General features: G+C 60.8%; 16 protein-coding genes and 3 pseudogenes. 10 read left to right on the top strand and 9 right to left on the bottom strand.

Annotated elements, in window-relative coordinates; genetic code table 11:
• Positions 1-5: 5 nt before the first annotated feature.
• Complete coding sequence (locus ACZZZP_RS04700; RefSeq protein WP_463536302.1) at positions 6-1,001, bottom strand: AraC family transcriptional regulator; 996 nt, start codon at positions 999-1,001, stop codon at positions 6-8.
• Positions 1,002-1,131: 130 nt separating this feature from the next.
• On the opposite strand from ACZZZP_RS04700, the gene ACZZZP_RS04695 reads away from it, so the two are divergent.
• Positions 1,132-2,871, top strand: a complete 1,740-nt coding sequence (locus ACZZZP_RS04695) for an N-acyl-D-amino-acid deacylase family protein (RefSeq protein ID WP_463381954.1) — start codon at positions 1,132-1,134, stop codon at positions 2,869-2,871.
• Between the two features lie 3 nt (positions 2,872-2,874).
• Here the strand turns inward: ACZZZP_RS04695 and ACZZZP_RS04690 are convergent, their stop codons facing one another.
• The 5 genes and pseudogenes from ACZZZP_RS04690 to ACZZZP_RS04670 form a co-directional block, all read right to left on the bottom strand.
• Positions 2,875-3,198: a helix-turn-helix domain-containing protein gene (locus tag ACZZZP_RS04690; protein ID WP_122492660.1), complete on the bottom strand. Its 324-nt coding sequence runs from the start codon at positions 3,196-3,198 to the stop codon at positions 2,875-2,877.
• A 144-nt stretch (positions 3,199-3,342) separates the two neighbouring features.
• Positions 3,343-3,675, bottom strand: coding sequence for an XRE family transcriptional regulator (locus tag ACZZZP_RS04685; RefSeq protein WP_122492661.1), 333 nt, complete (start codon positions 3,673-3,675; stop codon positions 3,343-3,345).
• Positions 3,668-4,033 (bottom strand): type II toxin-antitoxin system RelE/ParE family toxin, encoded by a 366-nt coding sequence (locus tag ACZZZP_RS04680; RefSeq protein WP_122492662.1) that lies wholly within the window; start codon positions 4,031-4,033, stop codon positions 3,668-3,670. The genes ACZZZP_RS04685 and ACZZZP_RS04680 overlap by 8 nt, the downstream gene beginning before the upstream one ends.
• A gap of 247 nt (positions 4,034-4,280) precedes the next feature.
• Positions 4,281-6,547: pseudogene (katG, locus tag ACZZZP_RS04675) on the bottom strand (catalase/peroxidase HPI).
• A gap of 304 nt (positions 6,548-6,851) precedes the next feature.
• A pseudogene (locus ACZZZP_RS04670) lies at positions 6,852-8,342 on the bottom strand (flavin monoamine oxidase family protein); the annotation flags it as partial.
• Between the two features lie 226 nt (positions 8,343-8,568).
• Between ACZZZP_RS04670 and ACZZZP_RS04665 the strand changes: the two are divergent.
• From ACZZZP_RS04665 to ACZZZP_RS04650, 4 genes are all read left to right on the top strand, one after another.
• Positions 8,569-9,972, top strand: a complete 1,404-nt coding sequence (locus ACZZZP_RS04665) for an adenosylmethionine--8-amino-7-oxononanoate transaminase (RefSeq protein WP_463381950.1) — start codon at positions 8,569-8,571, stop codon at positions 9,970-9,972.
• Positions 9,973-10,223: 251 nt separating this feature from the next.
• The gene (locus tag ACZZZP_RS04660; protein ID WP_463381949.1) at positions 10,224-10,895 is read left to right on the top strand and encodes a GntR family transcriptional regulator; all 672 of its coding nucleotides are present in this window, start codon (positions 10,224-10,226) and stop codon (positions 10,893-10,895) included.
• A 121-nt stretch (positions 10,896-11,016) separates the two neighbouring features.
• The gene (locus ACZZZP_RS04655) at positions 11,017-12,123 is read left to right on the top strand and encodes a polyamine ABC transporter substrate-binding protein (protein WP_463381948.1); all 1,107 of its coding nucleotides are present in this window, start codon (positions 11,017-11,019) and stop codon (positions 12,121-12,123) included.
• A 35-nt stretch (positions 12,124-12,158) separates the two neighbouring features.
• Entirely contained in the window at positions 12,159-13,769 is a 1,611-nt protein-coding gene (locus ACZZZP_RS04650) for a gamma-glutamyltransferase family protein (protein ID WP_463536301.1), read from the top strand.
• Positions 13,770-14,263: 494 nt separating this feature from the next.
• Here ACZZZP_RS04650 and aldA read toward each other — a convergent pair whose 3' ends face one another.
• Together aldA and ACZZZP_RS04640 are read right to left on the bottom strand one after the other, a co-directional pair.
• Positions 14,264-15,700: an aldehyde dehydrogenase gene (gene aldA, locus ACZZZP_RS04645; RefSeq protein WP_463381947.1), complete on the bottom strand. Its 1,437-nt coding sequence runs from the start codon at positions 15,698-15,700 to the stop codon at positions 14,264-14,266.
• Between the two features lie 66 nt (positions 15,701-15,766).
• Positions 15,767-17,917, bottom strand: a complete 2,151-nt coding sequence (locus tag ACZZZP_RS04640; RefSeq protein WP_205898677.1) for a PQQ-dependent dehydrogenase, methanol/ethanol family — start codon at positions 17,915-17,917, stop codon at positions 15,767-15,769.
• A gap of 364 nt (positions 17,918-18,281) precedes the next feature.
• Here ACZZZP_RS04640 and ACZZZP_RS04635 point away from each other — a divergent pair, with 364 nt between their 5' ends.
• From ACZZZP_RS04635 to ACZZZP_RS04620, 4 genes and pseudogenes are all read left to right on the top strand, one after another.
• Entirely contained in the window at positions 18,282-18,497 is a 216-nt protein-coding gene (locus ACZZZP_RS04635) for a hypothetical protein (protein ID WP_463536300.1), read from the top strand.
• Positions 18,475-18,993 (top strand): annotated as a pseudogene (locus ACZZZP_RS04630) (PAS domain-containing protein); the annotation flags it as partial. The gene ACZZZP_RS04635 and the pseudogene ACZZZP_RS04630, both read left to right, overlap by 23 nt.
• Positions 18,991-19,599, top strand: a complete 609-nt coding sequence (locus tag ACZZZP_RS04625) for a methyl-accepting chemotaxis protein (RefSeq protein ID WP_463536935.1) — start codon at positions 18,991-18,993, stop codon at positions 19,597-19,599. The pseudogene ACZZZP_RS04630 and the gene ACZZZP_RS04625, both read left to right, overlap by 3 nt.
• A gap of 409 nt (positions 19,600-20,008) precedes the next feature.
• A complete protein-coding gene (locus tag ACZZZP_RS04620; protein WP_122492670.1) occupies positions 20,009-20,230 on the top strand; it encodes a hypothetical protein in 222 nt (73 codons plus the stop codon).
• Positions 20,231-20,268: 38 nt separating this feature from the next.
• Here the strand turns inward: ACZZZP_RS04620 and ACZZZP_RS04615 are convergent, their stop codons facing one another.
• Complete coding sequence (locus ACZZZP_RS04615) at positions 20,269-21,756, bottom strand: helicase HerA-like domain-containing protein (protein WP_463381946.1); 1,488 nt, start codon at positions 21,754-21,756, stop codon at positions 20,269-20,271.
• A gap of 128 nt (positions 21,757-21,884) precedes the next feature.
• On the opposite strand from ACZZZP_RS04615, the gene ACZZZP_RS04610 reads away from it, so the two are divergent.
• A complete protein-coding gene (locus tag ACZZZP_RS04610) occupies positions 21,885-23,762 on the top strand; it encodes a methyl-accepting chemotaxis protein (RefSeq protein WP_463381945.1) in 1,878 nt (625 codons plus the stop codon).
• The last annotated feature ends 47 nt before the right edge of the window (positions 23,763-23,809 follow it).

Raw genomic sequence — 23,809 nt, 5'->3', positions numbered from 1 at the left:
GCTGCTCACGCCACTGCGAAGGCGCGATGCCGTGATGGGATTTTGAAGGCGCGGGAGAACGCGGCCAAATCGTTGTAACCCAGGGCATCAGCGAGCCGCGTGAGGTCCATGGTCGAGGCGTGCAAATGCCAACTGGCCAGCTGCATTTTCACCGCCAGCACCAATTGCTTGAAGCTCAGCTGCTCGCTACGCAAGCGGCGCTGCAAAGTGCGCGGATGCAGGCCGAGCAAGGCGGCGATGTGGTCGAGCGTATGCAAATGCAGGCCGACGGTTTGGGTAATGAGGGTGCGGACCTGCATTTCCAGGTTGCTGTCCAGATCGTTCACCAGCTCGCGCAAGTAAGTGTCGATTCGCGCCTGTGCCTGGGTGGATAAAGGTTTCACCGGCAGCGCCATGATGCTTTCGGCAAATACCAGGCAATCGCGCTCCTGGTTGAACAGCACCTCGCAGCCAAAGTGCTGCCGGTAGGTTTTCACCGCCGCCACCGGGCTATGGCTGAACTCCACACGCAACGGCCGCACATCGCCGCCGGCACAGATTTCCCGCGCCAGGCGCGCGCACGCGGCGACCGCCATTTCCCGGTATTGCTGGGCGTGTTCGGCGCCATAGAAATGCTCGATGCGCTGCACATACACGCGCCCGGCGTGCTGCTGCAACCGCCAATGCTCGGCCTTGTTGTGCAAGGCGATATAGCGCTGCGCGGCCGCAGAAGCCGCCTGCACATTGGGCTCGGCGCATAGCAACGTGCCGAGCAAGCCCAACATGCTGATGCCTTGATGACTGGCGACGCGCAGGCCCAGATCCGGGCAACCCAAGCGCTCGGCAGCGGTGGCCAGCAGGTGAATAACCTGCTCGCTGCCGATCAGCCGATCGGCTTCGCGCAACTGCGTCACGCTGAGCCCAACGTCGGCCAGCAGCGACGCCAGATCACCGCCCAACGCGGCCACTTCCTCTTCGAAGCCAAGCAGGCTGGCGCTGCGCAATTCATAACGGATGGTCATCGGCGGCTCCCGCAACGGTGAAAAGACGATGCCGAAATTGTCGTGTTATGACAAGGAAACGTGCATTCAGCGCCCTACTCTCGCATCACCACTTCCCCAAAAACTACAAAAACAAGCAACGAGGTGATCCATGGCTATGTACGACATCGTGATTCAAGGCGGCCGCTATTTCGACGGCACCGGCGCACCGTCAGCCATTCGCAGCGTGGCGGTGAAGGACGGCAAAGTGGTGGCCGTCAGTGCAACGCCGTTTGACCAAAGCCTCGCTGAACGCGTGATTGCCGCCCACGGCAAATGGGTGACGCCGGGCTTTATCGACAGCCACACCCACTACGATGCCGAACTGATTGTGGCGCCAAGTCTCAGCGAGTCGGTGCGCCACGGCGTGACCACCGTGTTGGTGGGTAGTTGCTCGCTAAGCATGGTCTGCTCAGCGCCGGAAGATGCTTCAGACATTTTCACCCGTGTAGAAACTGTTCCGCGCGACAAGGTGCTGCCGATTCTGCGCGCGCACAAAACCTGGAACACGCCGCGCCAATGGGTCGAATTCATGGGCACGCTGCCATTGGGGCCAAACGTGGTGAGCTTTCTCGGTCATAGCGACTTGCGCGTGGCAGTGATGGGTTTGCACCGTGCCACCGATCGCCAGGTGCGGCCCAGTGAAGCGGAAATGAAGGAGATGGAACGGGTAATGGAAGAGGCGCTGGATGTCGGCTTTCTCGGCCTGTCCACCATGAGCCTGAAGTGGGACAAAATTGACGGCGACCGCGAATGGTCGAAAAGCCTGCCCAGCACTTATGCGCACTGGAGCGAGATCCGCCGCCTGAATACTCTGCTGCGCCAGCGTGGCCGCGTTCATCAGGGCGCGCCGAACGCGGCCAACCCGTTGCAAGTATTGCAGTACCTCGGGCAAGCCATGGGAGTGCTGCGCAAACCGCTGAAGACGACGCTGATTTCCATGCTCGATCTCAAGGGCAACAAGACCATCGCACCCATGGCACGGCTGTCAGCCTGGTTTACCAATTTAATGGGCGGTGATTTTCGTTGGCAGTTGTTGCCAACGCCTTTCAAAATTTACGCAGACGGCATCGACGTGGTGCTGTTCGAGGAATTCGGTGCCGGCGAAATGGCGCTGAATCTTAAAGACGCCGTGGCACGCAACGCACTGCTGAAAGATGAAAGTTATCGCCGCACCTTTCGCAAGTTCTACGCCGAGAAACTCTCGCCCCGTGTGTGGCAACGCGACTTCGGCGACGCGGTGATTCTCGGCTGCCCGGACGAAAAGCTGATCGGCCGCAACTTCGCCGACGTGGCCGTAGAGCGCGGCCTGCATGTGGTCGACTTGTTCCTCGACATGGTGGTGGCCTACGGCACGCAACTGCGTTGGTTCACCGTGATCGGCAATCACCGCAAAGACGTACTGCGCAAGATGGTCTGCAACCCGAACACGCTCATCACCTTTTCTGACGCGGGCGCCCACCTGCGCAACATGGCGTTCTACAACTTGCCGCTGCGTTTGTTGAAACTGGTGCAGGAGAGTCACAACGAAGGCCGGCCGATCATGGCCGTCGAGCAGGCCATTCACCGGCTGACTGGCGAACAGGCGGACTGGTTAGGTATCGATGCCGGGCGTATCCGCGAAGGCGACCGAGCCGATATCGTGGTGCTCGACCCCCACGGGTTGCAGCAGGATCTGGAAAATGAAACCTGGGATGACATGCAAGGCTTCGGGATTCAGCGCATGGTCTGCCGCAATCCGGGTTGCGTGTCCCATGTGCTCATAAATGGCCGGCTGGCGGTGGACGATGAAGCGGTTGTCGCGCAATTAGGAACTGCGCCGGGTTACGGGCAATTCCTGGGAGCACGCTGATAGTCAGCCAAACGACAGGTTCGACTCATCGGGTTGGTAGGCCTCGTTTTCCAAGTCGATAAAATTGCTCAGCCGCACCGCGCCTTCTGGGAAGCGCACGATCACCTGCAACTGGCCACCCATGGCCTCGATATGCTGGCGCAACGTAGCCAGGTAAATGTCGGTGTAACGCTCCATTTTGTTCACGGCCGCCGGGGGCAGCCCGAGGTTTTTCGTAAGTGACTGCTGCGACTGGCCAATGGCGAGCATCACTTTGGCCGTGGCCTCGGCGCGTGCCTGGGAGGGCGGCAGCAGCTTGGTTCTGCGGGTGGAATACTTGCTGGTCATGAAGCGGGCTCGAGGCGAAATGAATTGATCGGCGAGCCTAGCCCATCGCCCTAGGTCAACATGAGTGCACGCGGACGGTAGTGAGGTGGGAACACTGCCCCCGTCGTGTATGAACTGGCCTCATTCGTACGAGACGTCTCTGGGTTACGCCTGGTTAAGCGAGCCGTCATCGAGATCAGCGAAGTTGCTGATGCGCACGGCTCCTTCGGGAAATCGCGCAATCACTTCCAACTGTCCGCCCATGGCCTCGATGTGGTTGCGCAGGGTGGAAATGTACATGTCTGTGCGCCGCTCCATTTTCGCGATGGAGGGTTGCTGAACATTCAACAGCTCGGCGAGCGACTGCTGGGACAACCCACGCGCCTGGCGCAATTCGTGTAGCGGCATTTGCGCGAGCATTTCGCGCGTTTTCGCCTCGGCGCGAGCGCGCGCCTCGGGCGACATGTTTTTACGCAGTTCTGAGTATTTGTTAGCCATGTGTTGCGGTCTCCTTTTTCACCGTAAGCAGGTGCTTGTCGTAAAGCCGATCCGCCAGCGGAATGTTCGTGGCGTACCAGCGGTTATCACCTGTTTTGTCACCGCCAACCAAGAGGATGACGCACCGCCTGGGATCAAATGCATACAAGCTGCGCAGTGGCCTGCCGCCTTGTTGTGTACGCAGTTCGCGCATGTGTTTGTGGCGCGAGCCCGACACACCGCTGCTGTGGGGGAAGCCCAGAAACGGCCCGCACTCAACCAGTAAACCGATCGAGGCGTCCAACGACTCCTGCTGCTTTTGCGACAACCCCTGCCACCACGCGCCGAACTCATCCGTGTATTCAACATCCCAAGCCATGGCGACTTTCCACCTTTATTTATATTCCGTCAATGGAATATTTTCTATTGAGTAAAAACCAGTAAAAGCTGCGATTGAGCCTGGACAAAGCGCAGCCAAAAAAACGAGCGCCTGGGGCGCGCAGTCAGGTGGAAGACCGCCGCGCCATCGTCTGACGCAGCGCCAGAATTCAGCCATTCGCGCGCAAAAAAAAACGCCCCCCTTTGCCGCGAGAGCAAAGGGGGCACCGGGTGGTGCGGAGGCTTGATCAGCTATGCAGGTCGAAGCGATCCAGATTCATCACTTTCGTCCAGGCCGCAACGGAAGTCCTTAACGAAACGGGCCTGGCCGTCGGCACTGGCATATACCTCGGCAATCGCGCGCAGCTGCGCGTGGGAGCCGAACACCAGATCAACGCGCGTACCGGTCCATTTCACCTGCCCTGTCTTGCGCTCGCGCGCTTCGAAGGTGGTGGCCGACGCCGGTTTCCATTCCACGCCCATGTCCAGCAGGTTGCTGAAGAAGTCGTTGGTCAGTACGCCCGGACGCGTGGTGAGCACGCCATGCTGGGCGCCTTCGACGTTGGCCCCGAGTACCCGCAAACCGCCAACCAACACGGTCATTTCCGGCGCGGTGAGCGTCAGCAACTGGGCTTTATCCACCAGCAGCGTTTCCGCCGACACGGTGTATTTGCCCTTCAGATAATTTCGGAAGCCGTCGGCGATGGGCTCAAGGAAGCCGAACGATTCGACGTCGGTCTGCGCTTGCGAGGCGTCCATGCGCCCGGGTGCGAACGGCACGCTGACGGTTTGCCCGGCGGCCTTAGCTGCTTGCTCAACGCCTGCGTTACCGGCCAGCACGATAAGGTCAGCCAAGGAAATTCGTTTGCCGCCGACCTGGCCGCCGTTGAATTCGCCCTGAATGCGCTCCAGCGTGCCCAACACCTGCGCCAACTGCGCCGGCTGGTTCACGGCCCAGGATTTCTGCGGTTCCAGACGCAGGCGTCCGCCGTTGGCGCCGCCCCGTTTGTCCGAACCACGGAAGGTCGACGCGGCGGCCCAAGGCGGTGGAGACCAGTTGCGCCACGCTCAAGCCCGAGGCCAGCACTTTGTCTTTCAGCGCCGCCACGTCGCTGGCATCGACCAGCGGATGATTCACCGCGGGAATCGGGTCTTGCCACAGCAGTTCTTCGCGCGGTGTTTCCGGCCCCAGATAACGGGCCAGCGGGCCCATGTCACGGTGGGTCAACTTGAACCAGGCGCGGGCGAATGCGTCGGCCAATTGCTGTGGATTTGCCAGGAAGCGGCGGGAGATTTTTTTCAGGCCGGGTCGAAACGCAGCGCCAGGTCAGAGGTAAGCATGGACGGTGCGCGACGTTTGCTCGGGTCGTGGGCGTCTGGAATCTTGCCCGCGCCTGCGCCGCCTTTGGGTTGCCACTGATGGGCGCCGGCAGGACTCTTGGTCAGTTCCCACTCGAAGCCGAAAAGATTTTCCAGGTACTCGTTGCTCCAGCGCGTTGGCGTGGACGTCCAGGTCACTTCCAGACCGCTGGTGATGGTGTCGCCGCCTTTACCGCTGCCGAATGCGTTGCGCCAGCCCAAGCCTTGTTCTTCCAGGCCAGCGGCTTCCGGTTCCGGCTCCACGTTATCGGCGGGGCCGGCGCCGTGGGTTTTGCCGAAGGCGTGACCGCCCGCGATAAGCGCCACGGTTTCTTCGTCGTCCATGGCCATGCGGGCGAAGGTTTCGCGAATGTCGCGGGCCGAGGCGACCGGGTCGGGATTGCCTTCCGGCCCTTCCGGGTTCACATAGATCAAGCCCATTTGCACAGCGGCCAGCGGGTTCTCGAGGTTGCGCTCCAGCTCACGGCCTTCTTGCTCCGGACGTTTTTCCGGCTCGGCCACCAGGTCGCCTTGGCCCGGCTCTTCCACTTCTTTACTGGCTTTACCGTAGCGTTTGTCACCACCGAGCCACACGGTTTCGGTGCCCCAGTACACGTCTTCGTCCGGTTCCCAGACATCGGCCCGACCACCCGAAAAGCCGAAGGTCTTAAAGCCCATCGATTCCAGCGCGACGTTGCCGGTGAGCACGATCAGGTCGGCCCAGGAAATGGCGTTGCCGTATTTTTGCTTCACCGGCCAGATCAGCCGACGCGCTTTGTCGAGGCTGACGTTGTCCGGCCAGCTATTGAGCGGGGCGAAGCGCTGCTGCCCGGAACCCGCGCCGCCACGGCCATCGCCGGTACGGTAAGTGCCGGCGCTGTGCCAGGCCATGCGCACGAACAGCGGGCCGTAATGGCCGAAGTCGGCCGGCCACCAGTCTTGAGAGTTGGTCATCACGGCTTCGAGGTCGCGTTTAACCGCGGCGAAGTCGAGGTTTTTGTAGGCGCTGGCGTAGTTGAAGTCTTCCCCCAGCGGATCGGATTTTGCCGAGTGTTGATGCAGCACTTTCAGGTTCAACTGGTTGGGCCACCAATCACGGTTAGTGGATGCCGCCGCCAGCGGCGTGGTTGAACGGGCATTTTGATTCAGTCGACATGGTGTTCTTCCTTAATAAGGTCGAGTAATCCGGCTTCAGCCAACGTGGCTACGAACGCTGATACACAGGTCAGTGTGATCGGGGCGGGCCTGGGGTCGTTACCGCTCTGCGCGGGTGAGGGCTCTGAGTCCCCTCATCAGTGAAACGGCGCCGCAACGAAACGGCGCAGTGCAAGACTAGCCGTCTATGGGAGGAGGTCTAATAGAGCGTATGTGCTGTGTTGATAGCGTGGCTCTGTCAGGCGCATTAAATGCCGACCGACAAAGCTACCGTCGCCGCCTTGCGCGGGCGATGTGCATCAGTTGAACAGTTTGGAGAAGAAGCCGGGCTTGTCGTCGCCCTCTTTGGCAGGCTTCTTCTCAGGCGCGGCCTGGGCCACCACCGGCTTGGTGGGGTCGACAAAGGTGCCGGCCAACAGACTCTGCGCCTGGCTAGCCGCGCGCTGGCCACTGCGCAATGCGCCTTCCAATGTTCCGGGGTACAGCGCATCGGTGTGCTCACCGGCAAACACCACCCGTTGCAGCGGTTGTTCCCACAAACGCCAGTTGCGCGTCAGTTGGCCCGGGCCGTAGGCCAGGTACGAACCGCCAGTGGAGGGGTCGGTGCTGTAGCGCTTGATTTCATAGCCGGTGAAGGCGCCACGCGCTTTCGGGTAGAACGCGTGCAGGCGAATCAGCACCTGATCGACCATCTGTTTGTCGCCAAATGCCTGCAGCACGCGGGCGTTGTCGCCCGACAGGTTGATCACCACATTGGCGCCGCCTTTTACCGCGGGCTCGATCCACAACATGCCCAGGCCCTGGTCGGTGAAGATTTCACCGGACAGCCGCGCCTTGCTCTCCCACACCGGGGTTTTGAACTTGAGCATGATCTGGTCGCGCCAGCCGTAGTTGGTACCTTTGATGGCGCTCTGGTGCGCGGCGTCCAATGCCGGGGTCAGCTGAATTTGCGCCAGGGCTTTGAGCGGCACGGCCAGCACCACGTAGTCGGCGCTGTAACCGACGCTGCCCACTTTCACGGTGGCGCCGTCTTTGTCCTGGCTGATGGCCGAGACCTTGGCGTTGGTTTTGATGGTTTTGATTTGCTTGAGAAACGCCGCCGCCAGCACCTGGCTGCCGCCGGGCAAGCGCGCGGCGCGCAGGTCACGGTCGTCTACGCCACGGTAAACGCGGGTTTGCTGGGCGAGATACAGCAGCGACAGGCGCGACGGTTCGTCGTAGCGCGAGCGAATCCGTTGGTTGACCAACAAGCGCGCGGTGGTCGGCAGCGCGAGTTTGTCGAGCCACTTGGCGACGGTGATCTGGTCGAGCGCGAACAGGGTGTTGTTGGCGGCCGGGTTCATCGGGTCGGCAATGGACGCTGCCAGGTCGTCCAGACTTTTGTCGAAACGCTTGAGGCCTTCGGCGGTTTCCGGCTGTTTGGTGGCCAGGTCGGCGGCGGTGAAGTAGTCGCCATTAATCAGGTAGCTGGGGTTACGCACGAACTCCGGCGCCGGCAGGGTCTGCAGCTTAAAGGTGTCGATGTAACCGTTGAGCGTGGGCTGCACTTTCTTGCCCGCGATCCACTCGCTGGTGGCCAGCCCCGAACGCCCGCCGATGCTCGGTTTGGCTTCCAGCAGCGTGACCTGCCAGCCCTTTTGTTGCAGCTCGTACGCGGCGGTCAAACCGGCCAACCCGGCGCCCACCACAATGGCCGTGGGCTGCTTGGTGGCCGCTGGCTTGTCGGCGGCAGTGGCCGCCACGCTGAACACACCCATTGCCAGCAGCGCCAAGGCGCGCAAACCGGTTCGCAACATAAACGACTCCTTACATCCGTTCCGCAGGCAGCGGGAACGCCTCTTAGATGGCGCGCAGAATACGCCGCCCCCGCCCAGGAACCAGCCAAGTCCGTCGCCTTGAAAACGTGTGGGCGGTTTGCAGTTGTTCACCGGCGCGCCATTGCATAGGCTGCTGTCCTGCTTTGCGTGCCCAGCGTTTGCCTGGCCGCGTCTGTACAGCCGTCTTGACTGCCTGGAGTTTCGAATGAGCCTGAATAATCAGTGGATGCAACGCGACCTGGCGGTGCTCTGGCACCCCTGCACGCAGATGAAGGACCACGAGCAATTGCCGCTGGTGCCGATCAAGCGTGGCGAGGGCGTGTGGCTCGAGGACTTCGATGGCAAGCGCTACCTGGACGCCGTCAGCTCCTGGTGGGTAAACGTGTTCGGCCATGCCAATCCGCGCATCAACCAGCGCATCAAAGACCAAGTCGACCAACTGGAGCACGTGATTCTCGCGGGCTTCAGCCATCAGCCGGTGATTGAATTATCCGAGCGCCTGGTCAAGCTCACGCCGGCGGGCCTGGACCGTGTGTTCTACGCCGACAACGGTTCATCCGGCATCGAAGTGGCGTTAAAAATGAGCTTCCACTTCTGGCGCAACAGCGGCCAGGAGCGCAAGAAACGCTTCGTCACGCTGACCAACAGCTACCACGGCGAAACCATCGCGGCGATGTCGGTGGGCGACGTGGCGCTGTTCACCGAAACCTACAAATCCCTGTTGATGGACACCATCAAGGTGCCCAGCCCCGACTGCTACCTGCGCCCGGAAGGCGTGAGTTGGGAAGAACATTCGCGGGTGATGTTTGGCCATATGGAACAGGCGCTGGCCGAAAACCATCAGGACGTCGCCGCCGTGATTATCGAGCCGCTGATCCAGGGCGCCGGCGGTATGCGCATGTACCACCCGGTGTACCTAAAGCTGCTACGCGAAGCTTGCGACCGCTACGGTGTGCACCTGATTCACGATGAAATTGCCGTGGGCTTCGGCCGCACCGGCACCCTGTTCGCCTGTGAGCAGGCGGGCATCGCGCCGGACTTTCTGTGTTTGTCCAAAGCGCTCACCGGCGGCTACTTGCCGATGGCCGCCGTGCTCACCAGCGAGGCGATTTACCAGGGTTTTTACGACGACTACCAAACCCTGCGCGCCTTCCTGCATTCCCACACCTACACCGGAAACCCGCTAGCCTGCGCGGCGGCATTGGCCACGTTGGATATTTTCGAGCAAGACAACGTGATCGAAGCCAACCGCGCCCTCAGCGCCCGCATGGCCAGCGCCACGGCACACCTGGTGGACCATCCGCACGTGGCCGAAGTGCGCCAGACCGGCATGGTGCTGGCCATTGAAATGGTGCAAGACAAAGCCAGCAAAACGCCTTACCCGTGGCAAGAGCGCCGGGGTTTGAAAGTGTTCCAGCACGCGCTGGAACGCGGCGCCTTGCTGCGGCCTTTGGGCAGCGTGGTGTATTTCTTGCCGCCGTACGTGATTACCCCGGAGCAGATCGACTTTCTCGCCGAAGTTGCCAGCGAAGGCATCGATATCGCCACCGCCACCAAAACCTCCGTGCCCGTCAGCGGCCGTCACCCCAACTTCCGCGATCCGGGTTAATAACTCGATTCTCTACCCACCATCAATCCGCCCCCTCTACCCGCTCGCGGGGGAGGGTTTGGCTTCTAAACTGCGCACTCCCGTAGAGCTCCGCTCCAAAACGTGACACCTCTCTTCCCCTACCGCCCGGCTCCATCCTCGCTTTAACCCTTAATAATCAGTCAGATACAGATAATAGCCCGCACTGGCCCGCATCCTGCATTTCCTGGCTTTATGGATAATTGGATCCAAAAAACCATGCGAGCACCGCGATGCACATCGTCCCCTCCTACGCCGAACGCAAACCCATGACCGCCGAAGAAGAGGCTTACAGCTTTCTTCTCAATGCGATTTGCACCGGCCACTACCGCACCGGCGACCGTCTGGTGTCGGAAGAAATCGCCAGTGAAATCGGCATGAGCCGCATGCCTGTGCGCGAAGCGTTTCGTCGCCTGGCGGCCGAGGGTTTGGTGACCATGCGCCCTAACCGCGGCGCCGTGGTCAGCGGCTTGAACCTGGACGAGATACACGAAGTGTTCGACATGCGCAGCGCCCTCGAAGGCTTAGCGCTGCGCGTGGCGGTGCCGAAAATTACCGAGCGCCATTTGAACCGGCTTGAGCGCCTGCTCGATGAAATGGACGAGTGCCGCGACGACAGCGCCGAGTGGGTCGGCCGGCACCGCGTGTTCCACGAATACCTGTGCAGCCTCAGCGAGCGGCCGCGGCTGATGCGCCAAATCAGCGCGCTGTATTCGGTCATCGAACCGCCCATGCGCCTGTGGCTGCAACATGCACAAGCGCCCAGCGCCCGCGAAGAACACAGCGAAATACTCGACGCCATCCGCAGCGGCGACGCCGCGCTGTCCGAGCGGGTATTGCGTGAACACATCGAAGGCACCGTGCCGGAACTGGCGCGGTTTCTGGAACAGATGAACCCACTGTAGGAGCGAGCTTGCTCGCGAAGCAGGCGCTGCGGCTCTTCACCGAATCGCACAACGTCTTTCGCGAGCAAGCTCGCTCCTACGGCCCGCTTTTCTCCTCGTCGTAACAGAAGGAATTACCCGCATGAGCCTGCGCCTTTCCGTTTCACGCACACTGCTGGGCGCGTTCTGCGCCCTGGCGATTCTGCCCGCCACCCAGGCGGCGGAGCAGACCATTCGCTTCTACAACTGGTCCGATTACATGGGCCCGGACACGCTGAAGAGTTTCGAAAAAGAAACCGGCGTGCCGGTGCAATACGACGTCTTCGACACCAACGAAATGCTCGAAGCCAAGCTGCTGTCCGGGCACTCCGGCTACGACCTGGTTGTGCCCTCGAGCCAGTTCCTGCCCAAGCAAATTCGCGCCGGTGCCTACCAGCCGTTGCAGCGTGAATTGCTGACCAACTGGAAGCACCTCGACCCGCGCCTGATGCAGCGCCTTGAAGAAGCCGACCCCGGCAACAAGTACGCCGTGCCGTACATGTGGGGCACGCTGGGTATCGGCTACAACGTGGAAAAAGTACGCGCTGCCCTGGGCGCCGATGCGCCAGTGGATTCCTGGGCGCTGGTGTTCGACCCGGCCAACCTGGTCAAGCTGAAAAGCTGCGGTGTGGCCATGCTCGATGCGCCGGTAAAAATCATTCCGCAAGCCATGCACTTCATGGGCATGAACCCCAACAGCACCAACGCGGACGACTACAAAAGAGCGTCGGCGCTGCTGCAAAAACTGCGGCCGTCGGTGACCTACTTCAGCTCGTCGAAATACACCACGGACCTGGCCAATGGCGACATCTGCGTGGCCATCGGCTATTCCGGCGACGTGATGCAGGCGCAAACCCGCGCCAAGGACGCCGGCAAAAACGTCGACATCCGCTACGTGATTCCCAAGGAAGGCGCCAACCTGTGGTTCGACATGATCGCCATTCCCAAAGACTCGACCAACGCCAAGAACGCCCATGCACTGATCAATTACTTGCTGCGCCCGGAAGTGATTGCGCCGGTTAGCGACTACGTCGGCTACGCCAACCCGAACAAGGACGCGACCGCCCTGCTCAGCCCTGCCGTGCGCGACAACCCTGGCATTTACCCAAGCGATGAAGTGATTGCCAAGCTATTCGTGTCGGCCGATTTGCCGCCTGCGATTCAGCGCGTCATCACTCGCGAGTGGACACGAATCAAGTCCGGCAAATAAGCGGACGCCGTTTTTACCTTTTATGAGTTCTGCCCATGTTGAAATTTTCTGCCCATGAATACCCCTACGCCTCGCAACGCCAGAGCGTGTTCGCCAAGCGCGGCATGGTCGCCGCTTCGCAGCCACTGGCCGCCGAAGCGGGGATTGAAATGCTCCGTCGCGGCGGCAACGCCATCGACGCCGCCATCGCCACGGCGGCGGCGCTCACCGTCGTTGAACCCACTGGCTGCGGCATCGGCGGCGACGCCTTTGCCCTGGTGTGGGTGAAGAACCAACTGCACGGCTTGGATGCCAGCGGCCATGCGCCGCAAGCGTTGAGCATTGAGGCCATGCAGGCGGCAGGGCATGAAAAAATGCCGGTGTATGGCTGGGCGCCGGTGACGGTGCCGGGCTGTCCGGCGGCATGGGCAGAACTTTCCCGACGCTTTGGCCGGTTGCCGTTTGCAGACCTGCTGCAACCGGCCATTGAGTTGGCACGCGACGGTTTTCCGGTATCGCCGGTGGTCGCGCATCAATGGCAAACCGCGCTGGACGAATACACCCCCGAGCGCCAGCCCGTGCTGGAAAGCTGGTTCTCGACCTTCTTGATCGACGGCCGCGCGCCTCAGGCGGGCGAGCTGTTTCGTAATCCGGCGCAAGCCGAAACCTTGGCCGAGCTGGCCGCCACAGGGTGCGAAAGCTTCTATCGCGGCAGCATTGCCGAGCGCCTGGCGGCGCATTCAGAGGCTACCGGCGGCTACTTGCGCGCCAGCGATCTGAGCGGTTACCAAGCCAAGTGGGTTGAACCGATTAGCGTGAATTACCGAGGCGTGGATGTCTGGGAAATTCCCCCGAGCGGCCAAGGCTTGATTGCCTTGATGACGCTGAAAATCCTCGAAGGTTTTCAGTTCGACCAGCGCGACAGCCAGCTCACCTGGCACCGCCAATTGGAGGCCATGAAATTGGCCTACAGCGACGGCTTGCACCACATCACCGACGCCGAGCACATGCGCGTAGCGGTCGAGCAGCTGCTGAGCCCCGGCTACATCGAACGCCGTCGCGCTCAAATTGGCGACCGCGCCCAACCGCCGCAGCACGGCGACCCGCACGCCAGCGGCACGGTGTACCTGGCCACGGCCGATGCCGAGGGCAACATGGTGTCGTTTATCCAAAGCTGCTACCACGGCTTCGGTTCTGGCGTGGTGCTGCCCGACAGTGGCATTTCTCTGCAAAATCGCGGTTCGGAATTCAGCCTCGACCCCGGCCACGCCAACAGCCTGGCGCCCGGCAAGAAAACCTTTCACACCATCATCCCCGGCTTCCTCAGCAAAGACGGCCAAGCCCTCGGCCCGTTCGGTGTAATGGGCGGCTATATGCAGCCGCAAGGCCACGTGCAAATGGTGATGAACCTCGTCGACTTCGGCCTCAACCCGCAGGCGGCGCTGGATGCGCCGCGCTGGCAATGGCTCGGCGAGATGAAAGTTGGCATCGAACAGACCGCCTCGCGCGACCTGGCGTTTGCCCTAGCCCGGCGTGGGCATCAGGTGGAAATTGCCCATGACCTGACCGACTTTGGTCGCGGCCAGATCATCCTGCGCGACCCGGATACGGGTGTGCTGTGCGGTGGCACCGAACCGCGGGCGGATTCGCATATTGCTGTGTATTGACCGCGATATTTTTGATCATCTGCAGCATCCCGATTAGCCGCAATTGGATTTGTGCACGGATCAACAGCATCGCGGCTAAAGCCGCTCCTACAGGGATGCCGCCCACAGAAGCTATTCCGCCCTCTGTGGGAGCGGCTTTAGCCGCGATGCTGTTGATCTTCCGCCAAGGCCATCGCACGTAGAGCTCACACACAATGCTGCACATTTTTCGCAGGTGCGCCCGGCTCGAAATTCTGGATCCCCGCGTGCGCGGGGATGACCGGGGTATTGGCAAAAATGCCGCCCGACCACTCCCACATACACCACCTCCCGCAGAGGCACCCCTTTAACCTGTGGGAGCGGCTTCAGCCGCGATGCTTTTGATCCGTGCACAAATCCAATCGCGGCTAAAGCCGCTCCCACAAAAAAACCGGCAGGCGTAAGTAAAAAAAAGCGGGCACACGCCGAAACGTGAGCCCGCCAAAGCACTGCTTACCTAATCGGTTCGGGTGCGCTTACTCCTGGATGTACACCACGTGCGTGTGGGTGAATTCATACAGGCCGTGCTTGCCATCCGCACCGCCGATACCGGATTTACGCGTGCCCGCATGGAAGCCCTGCATGGCTTCGAAGTTCTCGCGGTTGATGTAGGTTTCGCCGAAGTCGATTTCGCGACTGGCTTTCATCGCGGCGCTGAGGTTGCGGGTGTAGAGCGAGGACGTCAGGCCGTATTCGCTGTCGTTGGCCAGGGCGATGGCTTCGTCGAGGTCGTCGACAATCTGCACCGGCAGCACCGGGCCGAAGATTTCCTTGCGCATGATTTCCATGCCAGCGGTGCAGCCAGCCAGCACGGTTGGCTGGTAGTGGAAACCTTTGCCAAGGTCGGCCACCGCGCCGCCCGTGATGATCTGCGCGCCCTGCCCGCTCGCGGTTTTGACCATTTGCGCGACCTTGTCGAGGCCGATCTGGTTCACCAGCGGACCCATGTCCAAGTCCGCCTCGGCCGAGGGATCGCCATACTTGGTGGCGGCCATGGCGCTGGCGAGTTTGTCGATAAATTGATCGGCCACTTTGCGCTCCACGTACACCCGCTCGGCGCAGTTGCACACCTGCCCGGTGTTGATCACCCGCGAGGCGGTAATGGCGTTTACCGCCAGTTCCAGGTCGGCGTCGGCCAGCACAATAGCCGGCGCCTTGCCGCCCAGTTCCAGGTTGAGCTTGGTGATGTTCGGCGCGGCAGCGGCCATGATGCGCGAGCCGGTGGCGACGCTGCCGGTAAAGCTGATGAGGTCGATACCGGCGTGGCTGGTCAGCGCATGGCCGACGCCAGCGCCGGTGCCGCTGACGACGTTGAACACGCCCGTGGGCAGATCGGTTTCCGCCACCAGGCGGGCGAATTCGAAGCAGTTGATCGGCGTTTCTTCGCTGGGCTTGATGACGATGGTGTTGCCGGTAATCAGTGCCGGCGCCATCTTGCGAGCGATCAGAAAGAACGGGAAATTCCACGGCAAAATACCGGCTACCACGCCCAAGGGTTTGCGTTGCAGGAAGATGTGTTCACCGGCGCGGTCGCTGGTTAGCACTTCGCCTTCCAGGCGGCGCGCCCACTCGGCCATGTAGTCGAGGTAGTCGGCGGTGAAGTTCACTTCCACCATCGCCAGCCCCGGTACCTTGCCTTGTTCCTGAGTGATGATGCGTGCCAGGCGCTCGGCGTTGTCGCGCACTTTCTGGGCGATGCGGCGCAGGTAGCCGGCGCGCTCGATGGCCGGTTTTGCTGCCCAGCCTTTTTGCGCTTTGCGCGCGGCAGCGATGGCCCGTTCCACTTGTACGTTAGTGGCTTGCGGCACGCGGGCCAGCAGCTCGGCGTTGGCCGGGTTGAATACTTCGATCAGTTCTTCGCTGCCGATAAAGGAATTATCGATGTAGTTCTCGTAGGTAACGATGCTGCTCATGCGTTCTTCTCCTGTCCACGCATCGGCTCGCCGTGGCGAGCGTCTGCGTGGTGACGGGTTTACGGATTAGTTGCTGGCGGTTTTCTTCGCGGCGGCCTGCTGTTCTTGCAGGTCATAGGCACGCTTGATCAGGTACTGGTGCACCGCCTCGGCTTGCTGAATATCGAGATGGCCCTGGAACGAGGGCATGCCGTCAGGAATGCGCCCGCCATAGACGATGCCGAGGAAGCGTTCGTGGTTTTCCTTGCTCAGGGTGCGCAGGTCTGGCACCACGCCGCCGCTGATGGCGTTGATGCCGTGGCACTGCGAGCAACTGGCGTTGAACAGTTCGCGGCCCTGGTCGATTTGCGCGGTGGTGCCGGTCAGCTCCGGTGGCTCGGGTTTGCGGTCGGCGAAGCGGTCGTTCAACTCTGGCAACTTGGCGGTGCCGCCGAGTTTGTAGGTGAGCACTTGCGCGTTCGGTTTCACCCCGGCACGCAGCGACAGCGCGCCGGCAAAGGTCGAGAACGCGCCGCCCCAGCCAGCCATGAAGGTTACGTACTGCTCGCCGTCCACTTCATAGGTCACCGGTGCGGCCATTACGCCAGTGTTGGCCGGTTGCTCCCACACCTTCTTGCCTTTGTCGGCGGTGTAAGCCACCACGCGGCCATTGGCGGTGCCTTCGAATACCAGGTTGCCGGCGGTGCTCAGCGTGCCGCCGTTGAAGATGGTGGTGTACGGCACTTCCCACGCGGCCTCTTGCTTGACCGGGTCCCAGGCGATGAGTTTGCCTGTCCAGGTGTCGGCAATTTTGCGCAGACCTTCGGGGTCTTCGGGCATCATGCCGGTGTTCACGTCGAGCTGATAAATGCTTTTGAACTTGGTGCGCGGCGGTGCGCCGTCAACGTCCTGGTACATGGCCGACATGATGTGCGCCGGAATGTACACAAGCCCGGTGTTGGGGTTGTACGACATAGGCTGCCAGTCGTGGGCGCCCCAGAACGCCGGCTGAATCAGGCGCGCTTTTTTCTCGGGGTCTTTCCAGTATTCGGCGACTTTCTCGTTACGAATCGGTCGGCCGGTTTTCATGTCGATGCCGGTCGCCCAGTTGATCGGAATAAAATTTTTCGCCGACAGCAGCTCGCCGGTTTCGCGGTCGATCACGTAGAAGAAACCGTTCTTCGGCGCCTGCATCAGCACCTTGCGTTTTTTGCCGTTGAGCTCCAGGTCCACCAGCATGATGTGCTGCGTGGCGGTGTAGTCCCAGGCATCGCCAGGGGTGGTCTGGTAGTGCCAGACGTATTCGCCGTTGTCCGGATTGATGGCCACGATGGAGGACAGGAACAGGTTGTCGCCCTTGCCTTCGCTGCGAATGCGCGGGTTCCACGACGAGCCGTTGCCGACGCCGATGTACAGCAGGTTCAGCTCGGGGTCGTAGGACATCGAATCCCATACCGTGCCGCCACCGCCCTGCTTGACGTAGTTGTCGCCAAACCAGGTTTTCGCGGCGATTTCCATGCCTTTGCCCTTGGGCATTTCTTTGGGGTCGCCGGGCACGGTGAAGAAGCGCCAGTCTTGCTTGCCGGTCTCGGCATCGTAGGCGGTGATATAGCCGCGCACGCCAAACTCGGCGCCGCCGTTGCCGATGATGACCTTGCCTTTGACGATGCGTGGTGCGCCGGTGATGGTGATGCTGCGGGTCGGGTCGTTGCGGGTATCGACGCTCCAGACCTTCTGCCCGGTCTTGGCATCGATAGCTTCCAGACGGCCGTCCAGAACGCCGACATAGACCTTGCCATTCCATACAGCCACGCCACGGTTCACCGCGTCGCAGCACGCCTCGCCAGCGCGGGAACGGTCCGATTGCGGGTCATACTTCCACAGCAATTTGCCGTTGCGGGCGTCGAGGGCATAAACGATGGAGAACGGCCCGGTGGTGTACATCACGCCGTCGACGATGATCGGCGTGGCTTCCACGCCTCGGTCGATATCCAGCTTGTAGCTCCAGGCGAGGCCGAGCGTGTCGACGTTGCCGTCGTTGATCTTTTTCAACGGGCTGTAGCGTTGTTCGTCGTAGGTGCGGCCGGTGGTCATCCAGTTGCCGGGCTCGCTGTCGGCCGCGCTGATGCGCGCGCCATCGACGGCGGCCGGTTTGTCTGTCGCCAGGGCGTGGCCGCTAATGGCCGCACTCAGAAGCAGGGAAGCGAATAGGCACCGCTGCAGGCCAATCTGATTCATCGTGGAATCTCCAGTTCTTATTAGAAGCCGCAGCGTCGCGCTGCTGACGAAAGGGACTGGAGCAACGGCTGTGCCAGCGCTGCCATACCGGCTTGCAACCCAAGCATGCCGCGGCTTGCAGCAAACTGACGTGGCGAGACTGGTGCGGGCAGGTGTCGCAGCGGCGCAACAGGTGGTGCGACAGGTGTCGCAGGGGATGAGGCGTTTTCCGGCGAGCCCTGCCCCGGACAGCGGTACCGCGCGACCCGAACAATTTGGCTCGGCCTCATGCCGGAGTTTTTTTTATCTTCTACGCTTCAGGAACATTCTGCCGTGCCGACCTAACAGCAAATGGAATGCACATCTAACACGCGGGTAACACAGCATGTTCAATAAGCAGCTCAAAGAACGACTGGCCGAACTTGAAGAAGAAGTGGCCCGCAGCCGGCAAATCAAGCAGTCGCTCTATGACGAAATGCTGGTGCTGGAAGTTGATACGAGCGGTCGCATCATCAAAGCCAACGAAAATTTCCTAAAAGAAATGTTCTACCGCGCCGACCAGCTAATGGGGCGCGCGCTTGACGAGTTTTTTTCCCGATAGTTTCCGCAGAGAAGAGAACTACCGGCGCATCAAACAAGCGCTGCAAGTTGGCGATCATTTGGTCGGGGCTTTCCGGTTGCTGCGGGGCAACGGCGAAGAAGCCTGGCTGCGCATGATTTTTCAGCCGATTCGCAACAGCCACGCCCAATTAGTGAGTTTTGGTCTGTACGCAAACGACCTGACCCGCACTATTGAAACCTCCAAAGAACATGAAGGCATCATCAACGCCTTGCTGCGCTCTACTGCCGTGATCGAGTTCAACCTCAAGGGCGAAGTCATCACCGCCAACCCCAACTTCCTCAACGCCATGGGCTACAGCCTTGAGCAGATCAAGGGCAAACACCACGCCATGTTCTGTGATCCGCAGGAAGTGAATAGTCCGAGCTACAAAGACTTTTGGGCCAAGCTCAATCGCGGCGAATACGTGGCCAGCCGCTTCAAGCGCGTGGATGCCATGGGCCGCCCGGTGTGGCTGGAAGCGTCGTACAACCCGGTGCATGACGCTCATGACCATTTGTACAAAGTGGTGAAATTCGCCACGGTTATCTCCGATCAGGTTAATCAGGAAATCGCCGTCGCCGAGGCCGCCAACATCGCTTACAGCACCTCGCAGCAAACCGACCTGAGCGCGCAGAAAGGCGCCTCCGTGGTGCAGCAGACGGTGGACGTGATGCGCCAGATTACCCAGCAGGTTCAGGAAGCAGCCGAAGGCATCGAGGCCCTGGATAAACAGTCGCAGCTGATCAGCTCAATCATCAAAACCATCAGCGGTATCGCGGGCCAGACCAACCTGTTGGCGCTGAACGCAGCCATTGAAGCCGCGCGCGCCGGCGAGCAAGGCCGTGGCTTTGCCGTGGTGGCCGATGAAGTTCGCTTACTGGCCGGCCGCACGAGCCAGGCAGCGGAAGAAATTGTCGAGGTTGTGCAGAAAAACCAGCAGTTGGCACAGACGGCAGTGGGCAGTATGGCCAGCAGCCGGCAACAAGCCGAACAAGGCCTGGGCCTGGCTAATGAAGCCGGCGCGGTTATTGTGGAGATTCAAGACGGCGCGCAAAAAGTGGTGGATGCCATTGGCCAATTCGCCAGCCAATTAAAGAACTGAATCCGTGACACCTGACGGCGCTAATAACGCAGCGTCAATCCGTTTCGTTTAAACCAGACGGAGCGTTATTGGATTGACGCGTTTAGCGCCCCACCCAACAACACCATTAAGTTGTGCGTGCCGTTTCCTAACTTAGGTGGGGAACTTGGCTAACGTTCTGGTGAATGTCGCTTAATCATTTTCAGCGCATAGATTTTTAATTGCGCCTGACTATAATCTTCCCACGACGGAATACCGTCGGCCTGCTGGAGATCCCAGCCAGTCAATCCAAGCAGTTGATTTAGCTAGACTTTTAATCAATCACATTCATAAAAACCAGGCGGAGCCTTGCGCTCCCCGGTGCCGGCCGCTGATGCAGCGCATGCCAGAACGCAGACGGCCAGGCCTTAACCATGAGCAGAGACACGACGTGACCAAAGACGAACTGCGCGCCGAACTTGAGCGCCAGGCGCAGCGTTATACGGAAGTTTATGGCGGAGAAGTTGTGACCTACGCCGCCCAGCCGGAACCTGAACGCAAGCCATGGCGCAAACGCTCCAATGTCCTCGATCAAGCGTTTGAGCGAGAAATGGAAAAGATTGAAAAAGAACATCAAGCCCGTCTGGAGTCGGTTAAAGACACCGACGTTTAACGGCGCACCTTTATAAAGTGCGCCGATAAACAAGTGCTTCAGCGGCGTTTCTTTCCAAGTAACGAACCCAACAAGCCACGCACCAACTCGCGACCAATTTGATTGGCCGCTTGCCGTGCTGCGCTCTTCAACGCCTGACCGGCGACACCGCCGAGCAACTCGCCCGCCATGTCGGCGAAGCTGCCACCGCTCTTGCCTGCCTCCACAGGCGGCGCGTTTTGCGCTTCGCTACTGGCGGCGGCGCGCGTGGTCAGGCGTTCGTAGGCAGACTCGCGGTCGATGGGTTTGTCGTAGCGCCCGGCTTGTGGCGACTGGCGAATTAACGACGTGCGCTCGGCTTCGGTCAGTGGCCCGATGCGCGATTGCGGCGGTGCAATGGCCACGCGCTGGACCATGGCCGGCGTGCCCTTTTCCTCTAGCGTGCTGACCAGCGCTTCGCCAATGCCCAACTCGGTCAGCACGCTCAAGGTGTCGAACGCCGGGTTGCTGCGGAACCCATCGGCGACGGCGCGCAGGGATTTCTGCTCTTTGGCGGTGAACGCGCGTAAGCCGTGCTGGATGCGCAGCCCCAATTGCGCCAGCACGTCGTCTGGCAGGTCGCTCGGCGACTGGGTGACGAAATACACGCCGACGCCTTTGGAACGAATCAGCCGCACCACCTGCTCCAATCGTTCTTGCAGGGCCTTGGGCGTGTTGGCGAATAACAGGTGAGCTTCGTCGAAAAACAGCGCCAGCAATGGTTTGTCGGCGTCGCCGCGCTCGGGCAGTTGTTCGAACAACTCGGCCAGCAGCCACAGCAAAAAGGTGGCGTACACCTTTGGCGCTTCGTGCACCAGCCGGCTGGCGTCGAGCAGGTGAATGCGGCCACGGCCATCGGCGTCGGGGTGCAGAATGTCTTCCAGCTGCAACGCCGGCTCGCCAAACAAGGCGTCGGCGCCCTGCTGTTCCAATACCGCCAGCCGGCGCAACAGTGCCTGACTGGAGCCGCTGGTGAATAACGCGCTGTCATCGCCGAGCAGTTGTGGGTGCTCTTTGAGGTGATGGAGCATGGCTTTGAGGTCTTTCAAATCCAGCAGCAGCAAGCCTTCACGGTCGGCCACTTGAAAGGTGGCGTAGAGCGCGGCTTGCTGGCTGTCGCTCAGCTCAAGCAGATTACTCAGCAGCAGCGGCCCCATCTCGCTCAACGTGGTGCGCAGCGGATGGCCGCTGCTGCCCTGCACATCCCACAGGGTAACGGGGTAGGCCTGCGGCGTGTGGTTGAGCCAGGGCATGCTGGCGATGCGCTCGGCCACCTTGCCCTGCGGCGTGCCGGCTGCACCGATGCCGCATAAGTCGCCCTTGATGTCAGCAGCAAAAACCGCCACACCAGCGTCGCTGAAGGCTTCCATCAAGTGCTGCAAGGTCACGGTTTTGCCGGTGCCGGTGGCGCCGGCGATCAGGCCGTGACGGTTGGCCAAGCGCATCGCCTGCGCCACCGGTTGCCCGGCCGGATCGGCGCCGAGAAAGAATTCGTTATGCCCTGGCATTTCGCTCTCCTGATTTAAAGCTTTAATGCAGTGTGGCCGACATAAAAAAAGACACGGAGCCGAGTCGATCGACACACGCCTGCTAGCCAGCCAAGACTGGCGCCAGCGCCAACCGGACGCAACAAGCCATGACCAAAAACCTGAAGTTCAGCCACAAGATTCTGCTTGCGGCCTCGTTAGTGGTGATCGCCGCATTCGCGCTATTCACGCTGTACAACGATTACCTGCAACGCAATGCCATCCGGGACGACTTGAACAACTATTTGCAAGAAATGGGTGAGGTGACGGCTAGCAACATCCAGAACTGGCTGGCGGGGCGCATCGTGCTGGTGGAGAGCACCGCGCAAAGCATTGCCGCCAACAGCGAACCCGATGCCGTGGCCAAACTGTTGGAGCAAAAGGCGCAGAAATCCACCTTCGACTTCACCTACCTGGGCAGTGCCGATGGTTCATTCATCATGCGCCCCACCAGCGAAATGCCCGCCGGTTACGATCCGCGTACACGCCCTTGGTACAAAGACGCCATGGCCGCCGGCACCACCACGCTGACCGAACCCTATGTGGATGCCGCCACCGGCGCGCTGATCATCACGATCGCCACGCCCGCGCAAACGGCCGGTGTGGTTGGCGGAGACCTGAGCCTTAATGCCTTGGTGAAAATCATCAACTCCCTGGACTTCGGCGGCATGGGCTACGCCTTTCTGGTAAGCGCCGACGGCAAGATCCTGGTGCACCCAGACAAAAATCTGGTGATGAAAAACCTCAAAGACCTCTACCCCACCAACACGCCGAGCATCAGCAGCGCCATCAGCGAAGCCGAGGCCAATGGCGAAGCGCGCATTCTCACCTTTGCCCCGGTGAACGGCCTGCCGTCGGTGAAGTGGTACCTGGGCTTGTCGGTCGATAAAGACAAAGCGTATTCAATGCTCACCGAATTTCGCGCCTCGGCCATCATCATGACCATCGTCGCCGTGGTCGGAATCCTGTTCCTGCTGGGCATGCTGATTCGCGTGCTGATGCAACCGCTGCATGTCATGGCCGGCGCCATGCGCAACATCGCCCAAGGCGAAGGCGATCTGACCAAGCGCCTGGCTGTGCAGTCCAACGACGAGTTCGGCGACCTGGCCTCCTCGTTCAACCAGTTCGTCGAACGTATTCATAGCTCGATCCGGGAAGTGTCCTCGGCCACGGCACAGGTCAATGAAGTGGCGAAGCTGGTGGTCAATGCCTCCAACTCCTCAATGGTGAACTCCGACGAGCAGGCCAACCGCACCAATAGCGTGGCGGCGGCGATTAACCAGCTCGGTGCAGCGGCGCAGGAAATCGCCCGCAACGCCGCCGACGCCTCCACGCAAGCGTCGGACGCCAAGGTGCTGGCCGAAGACGGGCGTCAGGTGGTGGAGAAAACCATCGTGGCGATGAACGAGCTGTCCGACAAAATCCGCACCTCGTGCGGCAACATCGAAACGCTCAACGGCAAAACCGTCGACATCGGTCAGATTCTGGAAGTGATCAAGAGCATCTCCCAGCAAACCAACCTTCTGGCGCTCAACGCCGCCATCGAGGCCGCGCGGGCCGGTGAAGCCGGGCGCGGGTTTGCCGTGGTGGCCGATGAAGTGCGCAACCTGGCGCACCGCACCCAGGAATCGGCGCAGGAAATTCAAAAGATGATCGAAGAGCTGCAAGTGGGCTCGCGTGAGTCGGTCACCACCATGACCGAGAGCCAGCGCTACAGCGAAGAAAGCGTGGAAATCGCCAACCGCGCCGGCGAGCGCCTGGGCAGCGTGACCCAGCGCATTGGCGAAATCGACGGCATGAACCAATCGGTTGCCACCGCTACCGAGGAGCAAACCTCGGTGGTGGAATCGCTGAACATGGACATCAGCGAGATCAACATGCTCAACCAGGAAGGTGTCGAGAACCTGCATGCCACCTTGCGTGCATGTGGTGACCTTGAACAGCAGGCCACGCGGCTCAAGCAGTTGGTGGACAGTTTCCGCATTTAACGCGTCGTTCTAGCCGTTGGGCGTCGCTGCGCAGCGACGCCCAACCC

The organism is Pseudomonas sp. AC211 (assembly GCF_979258055.1).
This window is presented reverse-complemented; position numbering and strand designations above follow the sequence as displayed.